Annotated in this window: 16 protein-coding genes; 13 read left to right on the top strand and 3 right to left on the bottom strand. The window is 68.4% G+C overall.

What is annotated here, in order from left to right; all coding sequences use genetic code 11:
• The first annotated feature begins 36 nt into the window (after window positions 1–36).
• From ACIBCN_RS32110 to ACIBCN_RS32100, 3 genes are all read left to right on the top strand, one after another.
• Window positions 37–981: an ABC transporter ATP-binding protein gene (locus ACIBCN_RS32110; protein WP_396995442.1), complete on the top strand. Its 945-nt coding sequence runs from the start codon at window positions 37–39 to the stop codon at window positions 979–981.
• Window positions 981–1,742 carry an ABC transporter permease gene (locus tag ACIBCN_RS32105; RefSeq protein WP_396995441.1) on the top strand — a complete coding sequence of 254 codons (762 nt, stop codon included), beginning with the start codon at window positions 981–983 and terminating at the stop codon, window positions 1,740–1,742. The genes ACIBCN_RS32110 and ACIBCN_RS32105 overlap by 1 nt, the downstream gene beginning before the upstream one ends.
• A 576-nt stretch (window positions 1,743–2,318) precedes the next feature.
• A complete protein-coding gene (locus ACIBCN_RS32100) occupies window positions 2,319–3,083 on the top strand; it encodes an adenylate/guanylate cyclase domain-containing protein (RefSeq protein ID WP_396995536.1) in 765 nt (254 codons plus the stop codon).
• 1 nt (window position 3,084) lies between these two features.
• Here ACIBCN_RS32100 and ACIBCN_RS32095 read toward each other — a convergent pair whose 3' ends face one another.
• Complete coding sequence (locus ACIBCN_RS32095; RefSeq protein ID WP_396995440.1) at window positions 3,085–3,246, bottom strand: hypothetical protein; 162 nt, start codon at window positions 3,244–3,246, stop codon at window positions 3,085–3,087.
• A gap of 198 nt (window positions 3,247–3,444) precedes the next feature.
• On the opposite strand from ACIBCN_RS32095, the gene ACIBCN_RS32090 reads away from it, so the two are divergent.
• The 9 genes from ACIBCN_RS32090 (at window position 3,445) to ACIBCN_RS32050 (ending at window position 14,295) form a co-directional block, all read left to right on the top strand.
• Window positions 3,445–5,157: an acyclic terpene utilization AtuA family protein gene (locus ACIBCN_RS32090; protein ID WP_396995439.1), complete on the top strand. Its 1,713-nt coding sequence runs from the start codon at window positions 3,445–3,447 to the stop codon at window positions 5,155–5,157.
• Window positions 5,154–6,350 carry an acyl-CoA dehydrogenase family protein gene (locus ACIBCN_RS32085; RefSeq protein ID WP_396995438.1) on the top strand — a complete coding sequence of 399 codons (1,197 nt, stop codon included), beginning with the start codon at window positions 5,154–5,156 and terminating at the stop codon, window positions 6,348–6,350. The genes ACIBCN_RS32090 and ACIBCN_RS32085 overlap by 4 nt, the downstream gene beginning before the upstream one ends.
• Window positions 6,347–7,945: an acyl-CoA carboxylase subunit beta gene (locus ACIBCN_RS32080; protein ID WP_396995437.1), complete on the top strand. Its 1,599-nt coding sequence runs from the start codon at window positions 6,347–6,349 to the stop codon at window positions 7,943–7,945. Before ACIBCN_RS32085 ends, ACIBCN_RS32080 begins: the two co-directional genes overlap by 4 nt.
• A gap of 8 nt (window positions 7,946–7,953) precedes the next feature.
• Window positions 7,954–10,086 carry an acetyl/propionyl/methylcrotonyl-CoA carboxylase subunit alpha gene (locus ACIBCN_RS32075; protein WP_396995436.1) on the top strand — a complete coding sequence of 711 codons (2,133 nt, stop codon included), beginning with the start codon at window positions 7,954–7,956 and terminating at the stop codon, window positions 10,084–10,086.
• Complete coding sequence (locus ACIBCN_RS32070; protein ID WP_396995435.1) at window positions 10,083–11,243, top strand: acyl-CoA dehydrogenase family protein; 1,161 nt, start codon at window positions 10,083–10,085, stop codon at window positions 11,241–11,243. Before ACIBCN_RS32075 ends, ACIBCN_RS32070 begins: the two co-directional genes overlap by 4 nt.
• A 10-nt stretch (window positions 11,244–11,253) precedes the next feature.
• The gene (locus ACIBCN_RS32065) at window positions 11,254–12,036 is read left to right on the top strand and encodes an enoyl-CoA hydratase family protein (RefSeq protein ID WP_396995434.1); all 783 of its coding nucleotides are present in this window, start codon (window positions 11,254–11,256) and stop codon (window positions 12,034–12,036) included.
• Between the two features lie 4 nt (window positions 12,037–12,040).
• On the top strand, window positions 12,041–12,655 hold the full coding sequence (locus ACIBCN_RS32060) for a TetR/AcrR family transcriptional regulator (RefSeq protein WP_396995433.1): 615 nt from the start codon (window positions 12,041–12,043) through the stop codon (window positions 12,653–12,655).
• Window positions 12,656–12,725: 70 nt separating this feature from the next.
• Window positions 12,726–13,604 (top strand): phosphotransferase family protein, encoded by an 879-nt coding sequence (locus tag ACIBCN_RS32055; RefSeq protein ID WP_396995432.1) that lies wholly within the window; start codon window positions 12,726–12,728, stop codon window positions 13,602–13,604.
• Window positions 13,605–13,893: 289 nt separating this feature from the next.
• Window positions 13,894–14,295: a hypothetical protein gene (locus ACIBCN_RS32050; protein ID WP_396995431.1), complete on the top strand. Its 402-nt coding sequence runs from the start codon at window positions 13,894–13,896 to the stop codon at window positions 14,293–14,295.
• A 61-nt stretch (window positions 14,296–14,356) separates the two neighbouring features.
• On the opposite strand, the gene ACIBCN_RS32045 is transcribed toward ACIBCN_RS32050, so the two are convergent.
• Both ACIBCN_RS32045 and ACIBCN_RS32040 read right to left on the bottom strand, forming a co-directional pair.
• Window positions 14,357–16,396, bottom strand: a complete 2,040-nt coding sequence (locus ACIBCN_RS32045; RefSeq protein ID WP_396995430.1) for a glycosyltransferase family 39 protein — start codon at window positions 16,394–16,396, stop codon at window positions 14,357–14,359.
• Window positions 16,393–17,697 carry a glycosyltransferase gene (locus ACIBCN_RS32040; RefSeq protein ID WP_396995429.1) on the bottom strand — a complete coding sequence of 435 codons (1,305 nt, stop codon included), beginning with the start codon at window positions 17,695–17,697 and terminating at the stop codon, window positions 16,393–16,395. The genes ACIBCN_RS32045 and ACIBCN_RS32040 overlap by 4 nt, the downstream gene beginning before the upstream one ends.
• Before the next feature lie 158 nt (window positions 17,698–17,855).
• Here ACIBCN_RS32040 and ACIBCN_RS32035 point away from each other — a divergent pair, with 158 nt between their 5' ends.
• Complete coding sequence (locus ACIBCN_RS32035) at window positions 17,856–17,981, top strand: hypothetical protein (protein WP_396995428.1); 126 nt, start codon at window positions 17,856–17,858, stop codon at window positions 17,979–17,981.
• The last annotated feature ends 60 nt before the right edge of the window (window positions 17,982–18,041 follow it).

Here is an 18,041-nt window from a genome sequence, read left to right as displayed (position 1 = left end):
ACGCGGATCGCGGGGTTTTCGGGCAGGGTGGTGTCCATGATCGAGCTGAGAGGGCTGACCAAGCACTACGGGCAGACCGTCGCCGTTCAGGATCTATCCTTCACCGTTCGACCCGGACAGGTGACGGGGTTCCTGGGCCCGAACGGAGCCGGTAAGTCGACGACGATGCGAATGATCCTGGGGCTGGACAAGCCAACCGCGGGCACCGCACTCATCCAGGGCAAGCCATACCGCGAATTGGACCATCCGCTGCGCACGGTCGGTGCGCTGCTCGACGCCAAGTGGGTGCATCCGAATCGTTCGGCGCGCGCCCACCTCGAGTGGATGGCCGCCTCCAACGACATCGCCAAGTCCCGGGTGGAGGAGGTGCTCCGGCTGGTCGGCCTGTCCGAGGTGGCGGGCAAGACCGCGGGCGGTTTCTCCCTCGGCATGTCCCAGCGCCTCGGCCTGGCCGGTGCGCTGCTCGGCGACCCGCAGGTGCTGCTGTTCGACGAGCCGGTCAACGGCCTCGACCCGGAGGGCATCCTCTGGATCCGCCGGTTCATGCAGCGACTGGCCACCGAGGGCCGCACCGTCCTGGTCTCCAGCCACCTGCTCTCCGAGATGGCGCAGACCGCCGAGCACCTCGTGGTGATCGGCCGCGGCCAGCTCATCTCCGATACCACCACCCAGGAATTCATCGAGCGCGCCTCCGAACAGTCGGTGCGCGTGCGCAGCCCGCAGCTCGACCAGTTGCGCAGCGTGCTCACCTCGAACGGCATGACGGTCCGCGAGGACGGCACCGGCACCGACGGCCCCGCGCTGGTCGTGGCCGGCGTGCCGAGTGACGCGGTCGGCAAGCTGGCCGACGCGAACGAGATCACGCTGTTCGAGCTCGCGCCGCAACGTGCTTCGCTGGAAGAGGCGTTCATGCGGATGACCGGCGGCGCCGTGCAGTACCACGGTGAAGGCCTTGAACAGGCGATGGGAGGTGCGCTCTGATGGGCGTGCTGGCAGCAGAACGAATCAAGCTCACCTCGACCAGGTCGCCCTGGTGGTGCTCGGCCATCGTGGTGGCGCTCGGCCTCGGGCTTGCCGCGTTGTTCGCGGTGGTCACCAAGTCGGCGGGGGACAACCCGGCCGAGGGGACCCCGGCGCTCGACGTGAGCACCGCGACGACAGGCGTCGTCGGCTTCGGCGTGATGGTCCTGATGATCATGGCGGCGTTGACGGTGACCAGCGAATATCGCTTCGGTGTTATCCGGACGACGTTCCAGGCGGTGCCCAATCGCAGCAAGGTGCTGATCACCAAGACGCTGCTCGTCGGTGTCTTCAGCGCCGTGCTCACCACCATTCTCGCCTTCCTCGCCATCGGGGTCGCCAAGGCGATCGGCGGTTCCGCCCCCGCGGCGAACCTGACCTTGGACGGGCAATGGCGGGCCGTCTACGGCATTCCGATCTACGCGTTCCTGATGATCGCGGTGGCCATCGGTGTCGGCGTGCTTGTCCGGCAGTCCGCGGCCGCGATCTCGCTGATCGTGTTGTGGTCCTTGCTGATCGAGCCGCTGCTCGGCGCGTTCGGCAGCTTCGGTCGCAACGTGGCACCGTTCCTGCCCTTCCAGAACGCGAGCCACTTCCTCGCCGTCTCGGAGTCCGGTGCCCACTGGCATTGGGGGCCGTGGGGCAGCCTGCTCTACTTCCTCGCCTTTACCGCGATCGTCTACGGCGCCGCGCTGATCATGATCAACCAGCGCGACGCGTAGCGACACCAGCCAACCCGAGTTGCCTTCCCTCGCCACTCGGGTTTGGGGCGCCGACCTTGTCGGGAGGTTCGCGCGCCCCGTCACCGCCCCGCCACTGCCCGGCGGACGGTGTGACCATCGGCCCGGCGTGATCCCCTTCACGCCGGGCCGATGGCGTTATCAGGGCAGGCTCGGAGCGCGGGCCTACGGGTCCGAGCGAGGCCGCATTATTGCTGGTCAATGACCCATGTGAACATCACGGAAACTGTGAAACACGTCGCTTCAGCGGTGCGGAATTCGCGAGTACAGTTCGACTCAGCAACCAGCTCGTTATCCATCGGCGGCCCCAATGTTGTGCCCGCTCCGTCCGTCGGGAGGTAGCAGGTGGCGATGATCAGTGATCCGCCGACGACAGGTCGGCTGAGATACCCTCTGGGCGTGAGCGAAACACCTTCCGGCGGTGCTGCGCCCGGGTCGGAGCCGGAGGACGAAAACGGCCGCCAACCCGAGGTCGTGATTCCGCTGGTACCCGCGGACGAGGGCGGTCCCATCCGCCGTCCCGGGCCCGGCCTGCGCAAGGGCCAGCTTTCCGCGTTGATGAACGCGGCGAACAACCGGACCGACTTCATCGGCGTGCTCCGCAAGGCGCGTGAGCAGCTGCCAGGTGATCCCTCCTTCGGTGACCCGCTCTCGGTGACCGGTCCCGGCGGTGCGCGTGCCGTCGCGCGGGCCGCGGACAAGCTGGTCGGCGACACTCCGAGCGCGGCTCGGGAAATCGGCTTCGGCGCGCTCCAGGTGTGGCAGGCGATGCTGGAACGGGTCGGCCGCGGCAAAGGTAACGCGGAAGTAACTGTGATGTTCACCGATTTGGTGGCCTTCTCCAGCTGGTCGCTGTCCGCGGGCGACGAGGCGACCCTGGAGCTGCTGCGCCGGGTCGCGAAGGCCATCGAGCCGCCGATCGCCGAGCGCGGCGGTCAGGTGGTCAAGCGGATGGGCGACGGCGTGATGGCCGTGTTCCCGTCCGCCGAGCGGGCCGTGCGCGCGGCCATCAATGCCAAGCGCAACCTGGCCGACGTGAAGGTGCGCGACTACCGCCCGCAGATGCGGATCGGCCTGCACACCGGCTCGCCGCGCGAGATCGGCGGCGACTGGCTCGGCGTCGACGTCACGATCGCGGCCAGGGTGATGGAGGCGGGCGGCAACGGCAACACCATGCTGTCCGAGGCGACGCTGCAGTCGCTCAGGCCCGAGACCCTCGCCGAGCTGGGCCACGCGGTGAAGCCGTACCGCCGCAGCTTCTTCGCCGCGCCGCTGAGCGGGGTCCCCGAGGACCTGCGCATCTTCAAGCTGTCCGAGCTCTGAGTCAGGCGCCGACCCACCAGGCGACGGCGCCCGCGATGGCGAGCGCGGCCAGGACCGCCAGCACGATCGCGACGGTGCGCGCGGTTTTCCACGTCGAGTAGACGCCGCCGAGCAGGAAACCGGCGAGCGCGAGCAGGATGATCACAGTGACGTCGGTGGACATTGAAGCTATTTTGCTCTGTCTGTTTTGCGTCGCCTGACCGGTGCTGCGCGCAGTGATCTGACCCACTCGTAATTAACAAGCACGCATGATTGCTTTTTTCGGGCGGGGGTGTGATGCTGGTCCTCGGAACGCGGACTTCACGGGTGCGGCACGCGGCTGTGCCCTGACGGTTCGCCGTTACAGGAGGCATTCCCGCTGATGAGTGTGCTGGCCGCCGACCCGGACGTGCTCCGGATCGGCAACTGTTCCGGTTTCTACGGCGATCGAATGAGCGCCATGCGCGAGATGCTCGAAGGCGGGCAGCTCGACGTACTCACCGGCGACTATCTCGCCGAGCTCACCATGCTGATCCTCGGCCGCGACCGGATGAAAGATCCGAGCCTCGGCTACGCCAAGACCTTCGTGAAGCAGATCGAGGACTGCCTCGGCCTCGCGCTGGAACGCAACGTGCAGATCGTCACGAACGCGGGCGGTCTCAATCCCGCCGGGCTGGCGGAGCGGCTGCGCAAGGTGGCCGCCGGTCTCGGGCTCGACGCGAAGATCGCGCACGTCGAAGGCGACGACTTGGTCGCCCGCGCAGGCGAACTCGGCCTCGGCGCGCCGCTCACCGCGAACGCCTACCTCGGCGCCTGGGGCATCGTCGAATGCCTGAACGCGGGCGCGGACATCGTGGTCACCGGCCGGGTCACCGACGCATCGGTGATCGTCGGCCCGGCGGCGGCCCACTTCGGTTGGGGCCGTACCGATTACGACGAGCTCGCGGGCGCGGTGGTCGCCGGGCACGTCATCGAATGCAGCACCCAGGCCACCGGCGGCAACTACGCGTTCTTCACCGAGCTGGCCGACCTCGGCAGGCCGGGCTTCCCGATCGCCGAAATCCGCAGGGACGGCAGCAGTGTCATCACCAAGCACCCGGGCACCGGCGGCGCGGTCACGGTGGACACCATCGAAGCGCAGCTCATGTACGAGATCCAGGGGACGAGATACGCCGGGCCCGACGTGACCTCGCGACTCGACTCCATCGAGCTCAGCGCCGACGGTCCCGACCGGGTGCTGATCAGCGGTGTCGTCGGCGAGGCGCCGCCCGCGCAGCTGAAGGTGTCGCTGAACACCATCGGCGGCTTCCGCAACGAGATGGAGTTCATCCTCACCGGTCTCGATATCGAGGCGAAAGCCGCACTGGCACAACGGCAACTGGAGTCCTGGCTGGCCGTGCGGCCCGCCGAGCTGGACTGGACACTCGCGCGGCTCGACCGGCCGGACGCCAGCACCGAGGAGCAGGCCAGCGCGCTGCTGCGCTGCGTGGTGCGCGACCCGGATCCGAACAAGGTCGGCCGCGCGTTCTCCAGCGTGGCCGTCGAACTGGCGCTGGCCAGCTACCCGGGGTGCAGCTTTACCACGTTGCCCGGCAACGGTTCTCCATACGGCGTGTACACGCCGGGGTTCGTCGATGCGACCGAGGTGCCACACGTCGCGGTGCTGCCGGACGGTACCCGCGTCGATATCGCGCCTTCCTCGGACACGTTGGCGCTGGCCGAGGTCGCCGAGCCCGCGCTGCCGGAGCCGTTGCCCGCCGGTGAAACTCGCCGCGCCCCGCTCGGCACTCTGGCTTTGGCACGCAGCGGTGACAAGGGTGGCAACGCCAATGTCGGCGTCTGGGTGCGTACCGACGAGCAATGGCGCTGGCTCGCCAACACCCTCACCGTCGAGCGCGTCAAAGAGCTGCTGCCCGAGACCGCTTCGCTTACGGTCACCAGACATGTACTGCCCAACCTGCGGGCGGTGAACTTCATCATCGAAGGATTACTCGGTCAGGGTGTCGCCTATCAGGCTCGATTCGACCCCCAGGCCAAGGGACTCGGCGAATGGCTGCGGTCCCGTCATCTCGACATCCCATTGGAGCTGTTATGAACTCGATATCGCGGAGCGATTCGGCCGAGGGCGGCGGTCGCGCGGTGAGTCCCTGGAATTCTGCTGAGCGACGTGAATTGCGTTCGACTGTCCGGGGTTTCGCGGAGCGGGACGTCCTGCCCTACCTGGACGAGTGGGAGCGCGACGGCGAGATTCCGCGCGAGCTGCACAAGAAGGCGGGCGCGCTCGGCCTGCTCGGCATCCAATTCCCGGAATCCGTCGGCGGTTCCGGCGGCGACGGCATCGACGCGATGATCGTCTGCGAGGAACTGCACCAGTCCGGTGCCTCCGGCGGCCTGTTCGCGTCGCTGTTCACCTGCGGCATCGCGGTGCCGCACATGATCGCCTCCGGAAATGCCGACCAGATCGAGCGTTGGGTGCGACCGACGTTGGCGGGGGAGAAGATCGGCTCGCTCGCCATCACCGAACCCGGCGGCGGCTCCGACGTCGGCCATCTCGCCACCACCGCGCGCCGCGACGGCGACCACTACATCGTCAACGGCGCCAAGACCTACATCACCTCCGCCTGCCGCGCCGACTACGTGGTCACCGCGGTGCGCACGGGCGGTCCCGGCTCCGGCGGGATCTCGCTGCTCGTGGTGGAGAAGGGCACGCCAGGCTTCACGGTCAGCCGCAAGCTGGACAAGATGGGCTGGCGCGCCTCCGACACCGCCGAACTGTCCTACGTAGATGTGCGGGTGCCCGCGGCGAATCTGGTCGGCCCGGAGAACTCCGGCTTCTTCCAGATCGCGGGCGCGTTCGTCAGCGAGCGCGTCGGCCTTGCGGTGCAGGCGTATTCGAGCGCGCAGCGCTGCCTCGACCTCACCCTGGATTGGGTCCGCAGCCGGGAAACCTTCGGCCGCCCGCTGATCAGCAGGCAGGCCGTGCAGAACACGGTCACCGAGATGGCGCGGCGCATCGACGTAGCCCGCGTTTACACCCGAGATGTGGCTCAGCGCAGCGCGAACGGCGAGACCGACCTCATCGCCGAGGTGTGCTTCGCCAAGAACACCGCCGTCGAGGCGGGCGAATGGGTGGCCAACCAGGCCGTCCAGCTGTTCGGCGGCCTCGGCTATATGCGCGAATCCGAGATCGAGCGCCAATACCGCGACATGCGCATCCTCGGCATCGGCGGTGGCACCACCGAGATACTCACCGGCCTCGCCGCCAAACGATTGGGGTATCAGTCGTGACCACACTTCGCAGCACGCTGGACACCGCCGCACCGGAGTACGCCGCGGCCGCGGCAGCCATGGCGGCCAAGCTCACCGAGGTCGAAGGCGAATTCGCCAAGGCGATCGATGGCGGCGGCCCGGACAAGCTGGCCCGGCATCGCAAGCGCGGCAAGATGACCGCGCGCGAGCGGGTCGAGTTGCTCATCGACGAGGACTCGCCGTTCCTGGAGCTGTGCCCGCTGGCCGGGTGGGGCAGCGAATTCCACGTCGGCGCAAGCACTATCGCGGGCATCGGGGTGGTGGAGGGCGTCGAATGCATGATCGTCGCGCCCGATCCGACCGTTCGCGGCGGCACCTCGAACCCGTGGACGCTGCGAAAGACCTTGCGTATCAACGACATCGTCCGAGAGAACCGGCTGCCGGTGATCTCCCTGGTCGAGTCCGGCGGCGCGGATCTGCCGACGCAGAAGGAAGTCTTCGTGCCCGGCGGCCGCATGTTCCGCGACCTCACCCAGGCCTCGGCCGCAGGCATCCCGACCATCGCGCTCGTCTTCGGCAACTCGACCGCGGGCGGCGCCTACATTCCGGGCATGTCCGACCACGTGGTGATGATCAAGGAGCGCTCCAAGGTGTTCCTCGGCGGCCCGCCGCTGGTCAAGATGGCCACCGGCGAGGAGTCCGACGACGAATCGCTCGGCGGTGCCGACATGCACGCCCGCGTCTCCGGCCTGGCCGACTACTACGCGCTCGACGAGCAGGACGCGATCCGTATCGGCCGCTCCATCGTCCGGCGGCTCAACTGGCGCAAGCAGGGCCCCGCGCCGCGCGCCGCAGTGATCGAGCCGATCTACGATCCCGAGGACCTGCTCGGCATCGTGCCCAACGACCTGAAGATCCCGTTCGACCCGCGCGAGGTGATCGCGCGCATCGTCGACGGCTCCGACTTCGACGAGTTCAAGCCGCTCTACGGCGGCAGCCTGGTCACCGGATGGGCTGAGCTGCACGGGTATCCGATCGGCATCCTGGCCAATGCGCGCGGCGTGCTGTTCTCCGAGGAATCGCAGAAGGCGACCCAGTTCATCCAGCTGGCCAACAAGTCGAACACGCCGTTGCTGTTCCTGCACAACACCACCGGCTACATGGTCGGCAAGGAGTACGAGCAGCGCGGCATCATCAAGCACGGCGCGATGATGATCAACGCGGTGTCCAACTCGAAGGTGCCGCATATTTCGGTACTCATGGGCGCGTCCTACGGTGCCGGGCACTACGGCATGTGCGGTCGCGCCTTCGACCCGCGCTTCGTCTACGCCTGGCCCAGTGCGAAATCCGCCGTGATGGGCGGCGCGCAGCTGGCGGGTGTCATCTCGATCGTCGGTCGCGCGGCGGCCGAGGCGAAGGGCATGCCCTTCAACGAGGAGGCCGACGCCGGGATGCGCGCCATGATCGAGGCGCAGATCGAGGCCGAGTCGCTGGCCATGTTCATGTCCGGTCGCCTGTTCGACGACGGCGTCATCGATCCGCGCGATACCCGCACCGTGTTGGGAATGTCCTTGTCGGCCATTCACAATGCCCCGATCAAGGGCGCCGATGGCTTCGGCGTCTTCCGAATGTGAGGCCCATAATGACAGCATCGCGTAGCGATTCGGTGCGGGGTGGCGGCCGGGCGGCGGGCGGGCCTGTTACTACCGTCTTAGTTGCCAACCGCGGTGAGATCGCGCGCCGCGTGTTCGCCACCTGCCGCCGGATGGGCATCGGCACCGTCGCGGTCTACTCCGACGCGGACGCCGCCGCACCGCACGTCGCGGAAGCCGATGCGGCAGTGCTGCTTCCGGGCAATACGCCCGCGGAGACCTACCTGCGCGGCGAACTGATCATCGAGGCCGCACTGGCCGCCGGTGCGGACGCGATCCACCCCGGCTACGGATTCCTCTCCGAGAACGCCGATTTCGCCAAGGCGGTGCTCGCCGCCGGGCTGGTGTGGATCGGCCCGCCGGTCGAGGCCATCGAGCAGATGGGCTCCAAGGTCGCCTCGAAGAAGATGATGGATGCCGCCGGTGTCCCGGTGCTCGCCGAGCTCGATCCGGCCGAGGTCACCGCGGCGCACCTGCCGGTGCTGATCAAGGCGTCCGCCGGTGGTGGTGGCCGGGGCATGCGGGTAGTGCGCGCCCTCGCCGAGCTCGAACCGCAGATCGAGGCCGCGCGCCGCGAGGCCGAATCGGCGTTCGGCGATCCGACGGTGTTCTGCGAGCGGTACCTGGAGACCGGCAGGCACATCGAGGTGCAGGTGATGGCCGACACGCACGGCGCCATCTGGGCGGTCGGCGAGCGTGAGTGTTCCATCCAGCGCAGGCACCAGAAGGTCATCGAGGAAGCGCCGTCACCGCTGGTCGAGCGCATCGACGCCCTGCACGGTCAGGGGCCGGAGGCGGTAGCGGAGCGTGGCCACGGAGGCCCCCCGAGCAGGGCTGATGTGCCGAGCATGCGCGCGCGGCTGTTCGAGGCGGCCAGGCTGGCCTCGGGGGCGATCGGCTACACCGGTGCGGGCACCGTCGAGTTCCTCGCCGACGAGCGTGGCGACTTCTTCTTCCTGGAGATGAACACCCGTCTCCAGGTGGAACATCCGGTCACCGAATGCACCACCGGCCTTGACCTGGTTCGCCTGCAACTCGAGGTGGCCGCCGGCGCGTCGTTGCCCGCCGAACCGCCTGCGCTGCACGGACATTCGATCGAGGTCCGGCTCTACGCCGAGGACCCCGCACACGACTGGCAGCCGCAGAGCGGCACCGTCCATCGCATCGACATCCCCTCGGTGGTCACGGAATTCGATCTGCTGGACCGGCCCGGCGTGCGGCTGGATACCGGCGTGGTGGACGGCTCGGTCGTCGGCGTGCACTACGACCCGATGCTGGCCAAGGTCATCTCCTATGCCGAAACCCGTGGCGAGGCAGCGCGATTGCTCGCCAACGCGCTGCACCGGGCCAAGATTCACGGCCTGGTGACCAACCGCGACCTGCTTGTCCGGGTGCTGCGGCACCCCGCGTTCCTGGCGGGCGACACCGACACCGCCTTCTTCGCCACCCACGGATTGGACACGCTGGCAGCGCCTTTGGTGTCCGAGTCGGACGAGGCGCTGTCCATCGTGGCCGCCGCCCTGGCCGACGCGGCCGCCAATCGTGGTGCCGCCCGGGTCGGCGGCGGGCTGCCAAGCGGCTGGCGGAACCTGCCGTCCCAGTCGACGCACAAGCTGTTCGAGAGCCGCACCAGCGGCATCCACGACGTCGGCTACCGCTACACCCGCGGTGTCGTCTCGGTGGACGGCCATGACGGACTCGAACTCGTCGAGGCGACGCCGGATCGGGTTGTTCTCGCCGTTCCCGGCGAAAGGGGCTCGGTCCGTAGGCATTTCGCCGTCGCCCGGTACGCCGACCTGGTCTGCGTAGACTCGCCGCTCGGGCCGGTCAGCGTGCGCAAACTCGCACGCTTCACCGATCCCGCCGACCAAGTCGCCACCGGCTCGCTGCTCGCGCCCATGCCGGGCAGCGTGATCCGGCTCGGCGCCGAGGTCGGTAGTCATGTCGAACAGGGCCAACCCATTCTGTGGTTGGAGGCGATGAAGATGGAGCACACCATCGCCGCGCCCGCCGCCGGTGTGCTCAGCGCCGTCAATGTCACCGTCGGCCAGCAGGTCGAAGTCGGTGCCGTCCTCGCCGTCGTCGACCCTGCCGAAGGCACGGAAACCCAGGAGAGCAAATGAGTTTTATCGAAACCGAAGAGCAGATCGCGCTGCGGTCCGCGGTCGCCGCTCTCGCCGCGAAGTACAACTACCGCGATTACGTGCTGCCAAAGGCGCGCGCCAACGAGCCGCTCACCGAATTGTGGGACGAGGCAGGCAAACTCGGCTTCCTCGGCGTGAATCTGCCCGAGGAGTACGGCGGCGGCGGTGCCGGCCTGTACGAGCTCGCGCTGGTGATGGAGGAACTGTCCGCCCAGGGCGCAGGCCTGCTGCTCATGGTCGTCTCCCCGGCCATCTGCGGCACCATCATCACCAAGTACGGCACCGACGAGCAGAAGCAGCAGTGGCTGCCCAAGCTCGGCGACGGCAGCGCGAAGATGGTCTTCGGCATCACCGAGCCGGACGCGGGCTCCAACTCGCACCAGATCACCACCACCGCGCGCCGCGACGGCGACGACTGGATCCTCAACGGCCGCAAGATCTTCATCTCCGGCGTCGACCAGGCCGAGGCCGTGCTCATCGTCTCGCGGACCGAGGATCACAAGACCGGCAAGCTCAAGCCCGCCCTGTTCATCGTGCCGACCGATGCCGAGGGCTTCCACAAGACGCCCCAGGAAATGGACATCATCGAGCCGGACCACCAGTTCACGCTGTTCCTCGACGACGTCCGCCTGCCCGCCAACGCACTGGTCGGCAAGGAAGACGCCGCCCTGATGCAGCTGTTCGCCGGCCTCAACCCGGAGCGCGTGATGGGCGCCGCGATGGCCATCGGCCTCGGCCGCTACGCCATCGACCGTGCGGTGGAATACGCCAAGGAGCGCACGGTCTGGAAGGCGCCGATCGGTGCGCACCAAGGCATTTCGCATCCGCTGGCCCAGGTGAAGATCGAGCTGGAGCTGGCCAAGCTGATGATGCGCAAGGCCGCGACGCTCTACGACAACGGCGACGAGATGGGTGCCGCCGAGGCCGCCAACATGGCGAAATACGCTGCGGCGGAGGCGAGTATCAAGGCACTGGATCAGGCCATCCAGACCCACGGTGGCGCGGGCCTCACCAAGGAGTACGGCCTTGCCGCCATGCTGGCCGCCTCGCGCATCGGCCGCATCGCCCCGGTCAGCCGCGAAATGATTCTCAACTTCGTTGCCCAGTACTCGCTGGGCCTGCCCAAGTCCTACTGAGAGGCTGTCGATGACCGAAACGGTGACGGGTCCGTTCGTCCGTTACGAGGTCGCGGACGGTTTCGCGACGCTCACGCTCGACTCACCGCACAACCGGAACGCGTTGTCGTCCAGGCTCGTTGCCGAACTCCTGCAGGGGCTCGACGATGCGGCCGCCGACGACACCGTGCGGGGAATCGTGCTCGCGCACACCGGCAACACCTTCTGCGCGGGCGCCGACCTCACCGAGGCGAGCAACGCCGACCCCGCGGTGGCCGCCGACGACCGCACCCGCACCATGATCGGCGTGCTGCGCCGCCTCATCGCCACCCCGAAGCCGGTGATCGCGCAGATCGAGGGCAACGTGCGGGCGGGCGGCATGGGCATCGTCGCGGCCTGCGATATCGCGGTGGCGGGCCCGACAAGCAGCTTCGCCCTCACCGAGGTGCGAATCGGGTTGGCCCCGTTTATGATCTCGCTCACCCTGCTGCCCCGCCTCACCTCGCGCGCGGCGAGCAGGTACTACCTGACCGGCGAGAAGTTCGGTGCCGACGTCGCCGAGCGGATCGGGCTGATCACCACCAGCGCCGCCGACGCGCAGGCCGAGGTGGCGCGGCTGCGCGCCGAGCTGCGCAAGGGCGCCCCGCAGGGGCTGGCCGAGAGCAAGCGACTGGTCAACGCGGCCATGCTCGCCGAGTTCGACCTCTCGGCCGACGAGCTCGCCAAGCGCTCGGCCGGCTTCTTCGGCACCGCCGAGGTGCACGAGGGCATGGCGGCCTTCCTGCAGCGTCGCCCGCCGAGCTGGGCAGAATAACCCCATGGCCACACCCCACGAACCCAAGCAGGACCGCAGCCGAGCCACCCGGCAGCGCCTGTTGGAGGCGACCATCGACTGCCTGGCCGAAACCGGCTGGGCGGCAGCGACGGTCGCGGTCGTCGCCGAACGGGCCGGGGTGTCCAGGGGCGCGGCGCAGCATCACTTCCCGACCAGGGAGGAGCTGATCACCGCCGCGTTGGAGTACATGTTCGACAGCCGAACTCAGCAGGCCAAGGACGAGGCGAGCACGGTCGCCGCCGTGGCCGACGGGCTCGGCCGCACCGAGGCCGTGGTGGCGGGCCTGGTCGAGTCCTACACCAGTCCGCTGTTCAAGGCGGCGCTGCAGGTGTGGACGCACGCGGCGGCCGATCCGGCGCTGCGGGAGCGAATTGTCCCGCTGGAAGCCAAGTTCGGCCGGATCTCGCATCGGCGCGCGGTGGCGGCGCTCGGCGTCGACGACGCCGATCCGGTCACCCACCACCTCGTGCAGGCCACCCTCGATATGGCGCGCGGACTCGGCCTGGCCGACGTGCTCACCGACGATTCGGCCCGCCGCAAGCAGATCGTCCAGCAGTGGGCGGCCACCTTGCATGCCGCGCTGAGCGCGCCGCGCTGAATCGGTCCCCGTTCCGCGCAGCGGCGCCGATCGGCGCGCAACGGTCCGTACGTGCCTTAGGGTCTGCCGTATGGACCATGCGGAGTACGGCGGGCTCGAGCAGACCCTCGGCCAGCCGATTGCCGGTAGCGCGCCCGCCGAATGGGGTTTCCAGAACCGCACCGACCTGCTCACCCTCGCCGACGGCGACCGGATGGTCCTGCAGCGCTACCGCAATCCCGACGACGCCGAGCGTCGCCTGCGCATCATGCACACCCTGCTGGAACCGGCCGCCAAACGCGGCATCGCCATTCCGCGCATCCGCCGCTTCGACCTCGACGCCGACCCGGCCTGGATCGTCTTCGACGCGCTGCCCGGCGTCCCGATCCCCGCCAGCGCCGAAATCGGCATCACCAGCCCGCGATTCCCGACCATCGCGCGCGAGATGGGCACCCTGCTCGCCGCGTTCCGGCGCCTGCCCACCGCTGGCCTGCAACTCGACGACCTCTGGGCCAGCCCCACCCGCCTGGTGGAGAGCGCGAACGCCTGGGCGGCCCAGTTCGACCTCGCCACCGCGCAACGCGCCACCCTGGACCGAACCCTGAAGTCGCTGCCAACCCTCTTCGCCGACCGTCCGACGGTGCTCGCGCACGGCGACTTCGCGCCGGTCAACATCCTCACCGACGGCGAAATCATCACCGGTCTGCTCGATTTCGAGTCCGTCCGGCTCGCCGACCCACTCTTCGACCCCGCCTGGTGGGCCTGGTCGGTCAGCTTCGCCGACTCCGGCACCCCCGCCTGGCCGGACTTCCTCGAGGGCGCGGGTTTCGACCCCGCCGACCCCGACCTCCCGCAGCGCGTCGAATCGCTGCAGATCCTGCGGATGCTCGAATTACTCGCCGAAAAACCCGATCTCAGCTCCGTCGTCCGCGGCGTTGTGCACGAGCGCCTGCTGACCATGCTCCGCTGAGAACTGTCCCTACCTGGGCTTTCGCGGTGATGTCACACTCGCTGCCGTTGCGTCGTCCTCTCTGTGAACGCGGCAGGTCGTCATCGACGCCGCCAGCACCCCGTCCGCCGACAAGGACATCGCGACCGAGTTCTTCACCGCCGCCGCCCGCAACCTGCACGAGGCAGGCCGACAGGCCGGGGTCGAGCGCCTGGTCGTCGTCTCCATCATCGGCATCGACAATTCCACCGCGGGCTACAACGCCGCCAAACTGGCACACGAGCAGCGGGTCCTCGAAGGCCCGCTGCCGGTGCAGATTCTGCGCGCCGCCCAGTTCCACGAACTGGTCGAGGTAATGACTCAGTGGGGCACCCAGGGCGATGTCGCCCACATCGCCACCATGCGCACCCAACTCGTCGCCGCCCGCACCGTCGCCGAGGCTCTGGTAGACCTCGCCGTCAACCCGGCCCCAGCAGCCACCGGTGCCTCCTTCCCCGAGATCGCGGGCCCCCAGCCGGAAACCATGGCCGGCGCCGCAACGCTTTTCGCCGCCCGCGTCGGCGGCCCGGCCCGCATCATCGAAGCCAGCGACCCCGACAACCCGGACCGCGCGGCATTCGAGGACGGCACCCTGCTTCCGAGCCCGCACGCCACCCTCGCCGGCCCCACCTACGCCGCGTGGCTCGAGGCCACCCACCCCGTCGCGAAGTAGCCAACGGCGCACAAAGTTCCGCACCGCCCGCACAATCTGCGGGCGGTGCGGAACTTTTGTCTCAGTGCGTGGTGAGGTCGTACAGGGTGACTCCGTCTACCTCGGTGGCGGTGTAGTTCTCCTGCACCCATTGCGAGATCTGGGAGCTGGTGGACGGAGTCCCGGAGTTGTGGTCCCGGCCGCCGCCTTCTCGGCCGCTGCCGACGTAGTAGTGGATCTTCCCTTGGGCCACATACTCTTTGAATTGGTCGAGGGTGGGGGACGGGTCGCTGCCGTTGAAGCCGCCGACGGGCATCACCGGGAGCTCGGTGGCCAGCTGGAAACCCGCGGCGCTGTTCGAACCGGTGGCGGCGGCGACCCAGGTGTAGTCGGTGCCGTTCTGCTCGAGCAGCGAAACCACTTTGTCGCTCGGCTTGCCCGCCCCGAGCAGGCCGCCCATGCCACCCATCGCCTCGGCTCCTGGCATGGCGCCTTGCGGACCCATGCCGGGTGACAGTCCTGGCTGGCCGTTCCCTGGACGCCCACCGTTGGGTGCGTGACCGCCATTGCGGCCGTCGGCTTGCGGGCCGCCGGGACCACCGGGCATGCCCTCGGCCCACGGTGGCCGCTGACCGAACATGCCGAATCGTCCGACATTCGGTCCCGCCGAAGGGATCGCGCCCGCGTGCGAGGTGGCAATGGTGTCGACGGCGTACGCGGTCGGCCCGGCCAGTCCGGTGACCGCGATGGCCAGCGCGGAGACGATGGCAAGCTTTCTCGGCGCGGGCACGAGCGCGGCGATCGTCGCGAGTACGCCGACAACCAGCACCGTCCATCGCAACCACGGCACCCAATGGGCGCTGCGGGACAACAACATCCACGCGGTCGCCGTGGTGAGACCGACCGCGAGCGCGAGCATCAACCGCACCCACAGCCGCTGCCGTTCCCGCCACAGCTGTACCGCGCCGATCCCGACTAGTGCGGCGACCGCCGGAGCCAGCGCGATGGTGTAGTACTGGTGGAAGATTCCCGCCATGAAGCTGAAGGTCAATCCGGTCACCAACAGCCAACCGCCCCACAGGATCAGCGCGGCCCGCTGTCGATCGGTGCGGGCGGCTTTGCCGCGCAACAGGATTCCGGCGACCAGTGCCACCAGCGCGGCCGGGATCAGCCAGGCGATCTGACCGCCCTGCGCGGGCTCGAACATCCGGGTGATGCCGGTGCTACCCCACATGCCGTTGCCGCCGGCAGGCAGCCCAGCACCGCCTGGGCCGACGCTGCCGCTCTCGTCGCCGGTGAGACGGCCGAGTCCGTTGTAGCCGAGGGTGAGTTCGAGGATCGAATTGTTTTGCGACCCACCGATCCACGGTCGCGACGAGGCGGGCCACAGCTCCACCGCGAGCAGCCACCAGCCTGCGGCCGCCACCATGGCGGCACCTGCGGCGAGCAGCTGGAGGACGCGCTTGCCGAGCTTGGGCGGGCCCGCGATCAGATAGGTCAGTGCCAGCGGCGGAACCACCAGCAGCACCTGTAATTGCTTGGTGAGGAAGCCGAATCCGATGAGCGCTCCGGTGAGCACCAGCCACCGCCAGCGGCCGTCCTCGACCGCGCGGGTCATCGCCCACGTCGCGGCGATCATCAGGAACACCAGTAGCGCGTCCGGATTGTTGAACCGAAACATCAGCACCGCAACGGGAGTCAGCGCGAGCACCAGCCCCGCGAGCAGCCCGGCCGCTGGCCCGAACGGCCTGCGCACCGTCGCCCAGAGCAGTGCGACGCTGGCGACCCCGAGCAGTACCTCCGGCACCAGGATGCTCCAGCTGTTCAGCCCGAACGCCCGCACCGACAGCTCCATCAACCACAGCGCGGCGGGCGGCTTGTCCACGGTGATCGAGTTCGCCGCGTCCGAGGAGCCGAAGAAGAATGCCTTCCACGACACCGAACCCGCCTGCACCGCGGCGGAATAGAACGAATTAGCCCAGCCGCTCGAGCTCAGGTTGCACAGGTACGCGATCCCGGTGCCGATCAGCAGCACCGCCAAAGCCGGGTATTCCCACCGAGTCTTGGCCTCGGACTCGGGTGCCGCCGGTGCCGCGGTAGGCGGCGCCAGTGTCGCGGTCATCGAGCACCACCCTCGCTGCCGAGCGCCATCACGGTGTCGGTCTCGACCGCATCGGGCTGCACGGAGATCGCCGTCCGCCGCGCCGGATTCGGGGCATTCCGGAAAACCCACCGCAACCCGACAAACCGCAGAATGGTGGCCAGCAGATTGGCCAGCACGAGCACGAGCAACTCCAGGTGCACCGGCGCGTCCGGCGCCCAATGGTGCAGGGCGAACAGTGACCCACTGGTCAACGCCAACCCGATCCCGAAGATCACCAATCCTTGGAACTGATGCGACACCGCGCCGGTCGACCCGCGCACGCCGAAGGTGAACGCCCGGTTGGCCGCGGTATTGGCCACCGCGGTAACGAGCAGTGCCAGGAAGTTGGCCACCTGTGCGTCGGTAAACGATTGCAGCACAACGTAAAGCAGCAGATAGGCCAGCGTGCTCAGCACACCGACAATCGCGAATCGGACCAGCTGGCCGACCATCCCGAGCGGCACCCCCGGCACCAGCGGCTCGCGCCCTACCGCGCGACGTAATTCCTCCAGCGGCAACGCGCCGGTGGCCAGCGCCCGCGTCAGCCGCCCGATGCCCCGCAGATCCTTGCGGGCGGTATCGACGATGTCGACGCGGCTGTCCGGATCGTCGATCCAGTCCACCGGCACCTCGTGGATGCGCAACCCGGCCCGCTCGGCGAGCACGAGCAGCTCGGTGTCGAAGAACCACTCCCCGTCGCGCACCAGCGGAAGCAACTTGCGCGCCACGTCGCTGCGCATCGCCTTGAACCCGCACTGCGCATCCGAAAAGCGGGCCTGCAGTGAGGCTTTCAGCAACAGGTTGTAGCAGCGGGAGATGATCTCGCGCTTCGGCCCGCGCACCACCCGCGACGAGGAACTGAGCCTGGTGCCGATCGCCAGATCAGAATGCCCGGTGATCAGCGGTGCCACCAGCGGCAGCAGCGCGTTCAGATCGGTGGACAGGTCGACGTCCATATAGGCGACCACCTGGGCATCGGAAGCCTCCCAGGCGGCGCGCAGCGCCCGCCCTCGGCCCTTGGCGTCCAGATGCAGCACCCGCACGCCGTCCAGTTCCGCCGCGAGCAGCTCGGCGACCTGAAGGGTAGCGTCGGTGCTGGCATTGTCGGCTACCGTGATCCGCGCCGGAAACGGGAACCCCTGGCGCAGATACGCGTGCAACCTGCGCACACACACGCCGAGGTCGGTCTCTTCGTTGTAGACCGGTATCACCACGTCAAGCACGGGCGTACCCGGTGTCTCGGCTAATTCCGCCGCCGCGACGGTCACAGTCTCGGTCATAAGAACCACCCTCGGTGGTCCGGTTGTCACGGAGCTGGGCCCCAGCTGTGAGGTTCCTGGGGGCCCGGCGACCAGCGCGGATCGGTCCCGGCGTGCGCGGGCGTAGCGTACCGTCTGGGTAGCGGGACCGTTCAGGTCCTCCGAGCAAAGGACCACGTTTGTCCGACAAGTCTCCGCGCAGCTCGATGTCGAAGAAGTCCGGGAAGTCTCTCAAGGAGAAGCGCACGGACAAGAAGCTGAAGTCCGCTCCCGACCAGACCATCCTCGATCCGAAAAAGCGCTGACCGCCGCTGAGCGAGGCGTATGGTCCCCCCTCGCTCAGCGGATTGTTCCGTGGTCGGCCG

This window comes from Nocardia sp. NPDC051052 (assembly GCF_044456045.1).
In the GTDB taxonomy this organism is placed as follows: domain Bacteria; phylum Actinomycetota; class Actinomycetes; order Mycobacteriales; family Mycobacteriaceae; genus Nocardia.
This window is presented reverse-complemented; position numbering and strand designations above follow the sequence as displayed.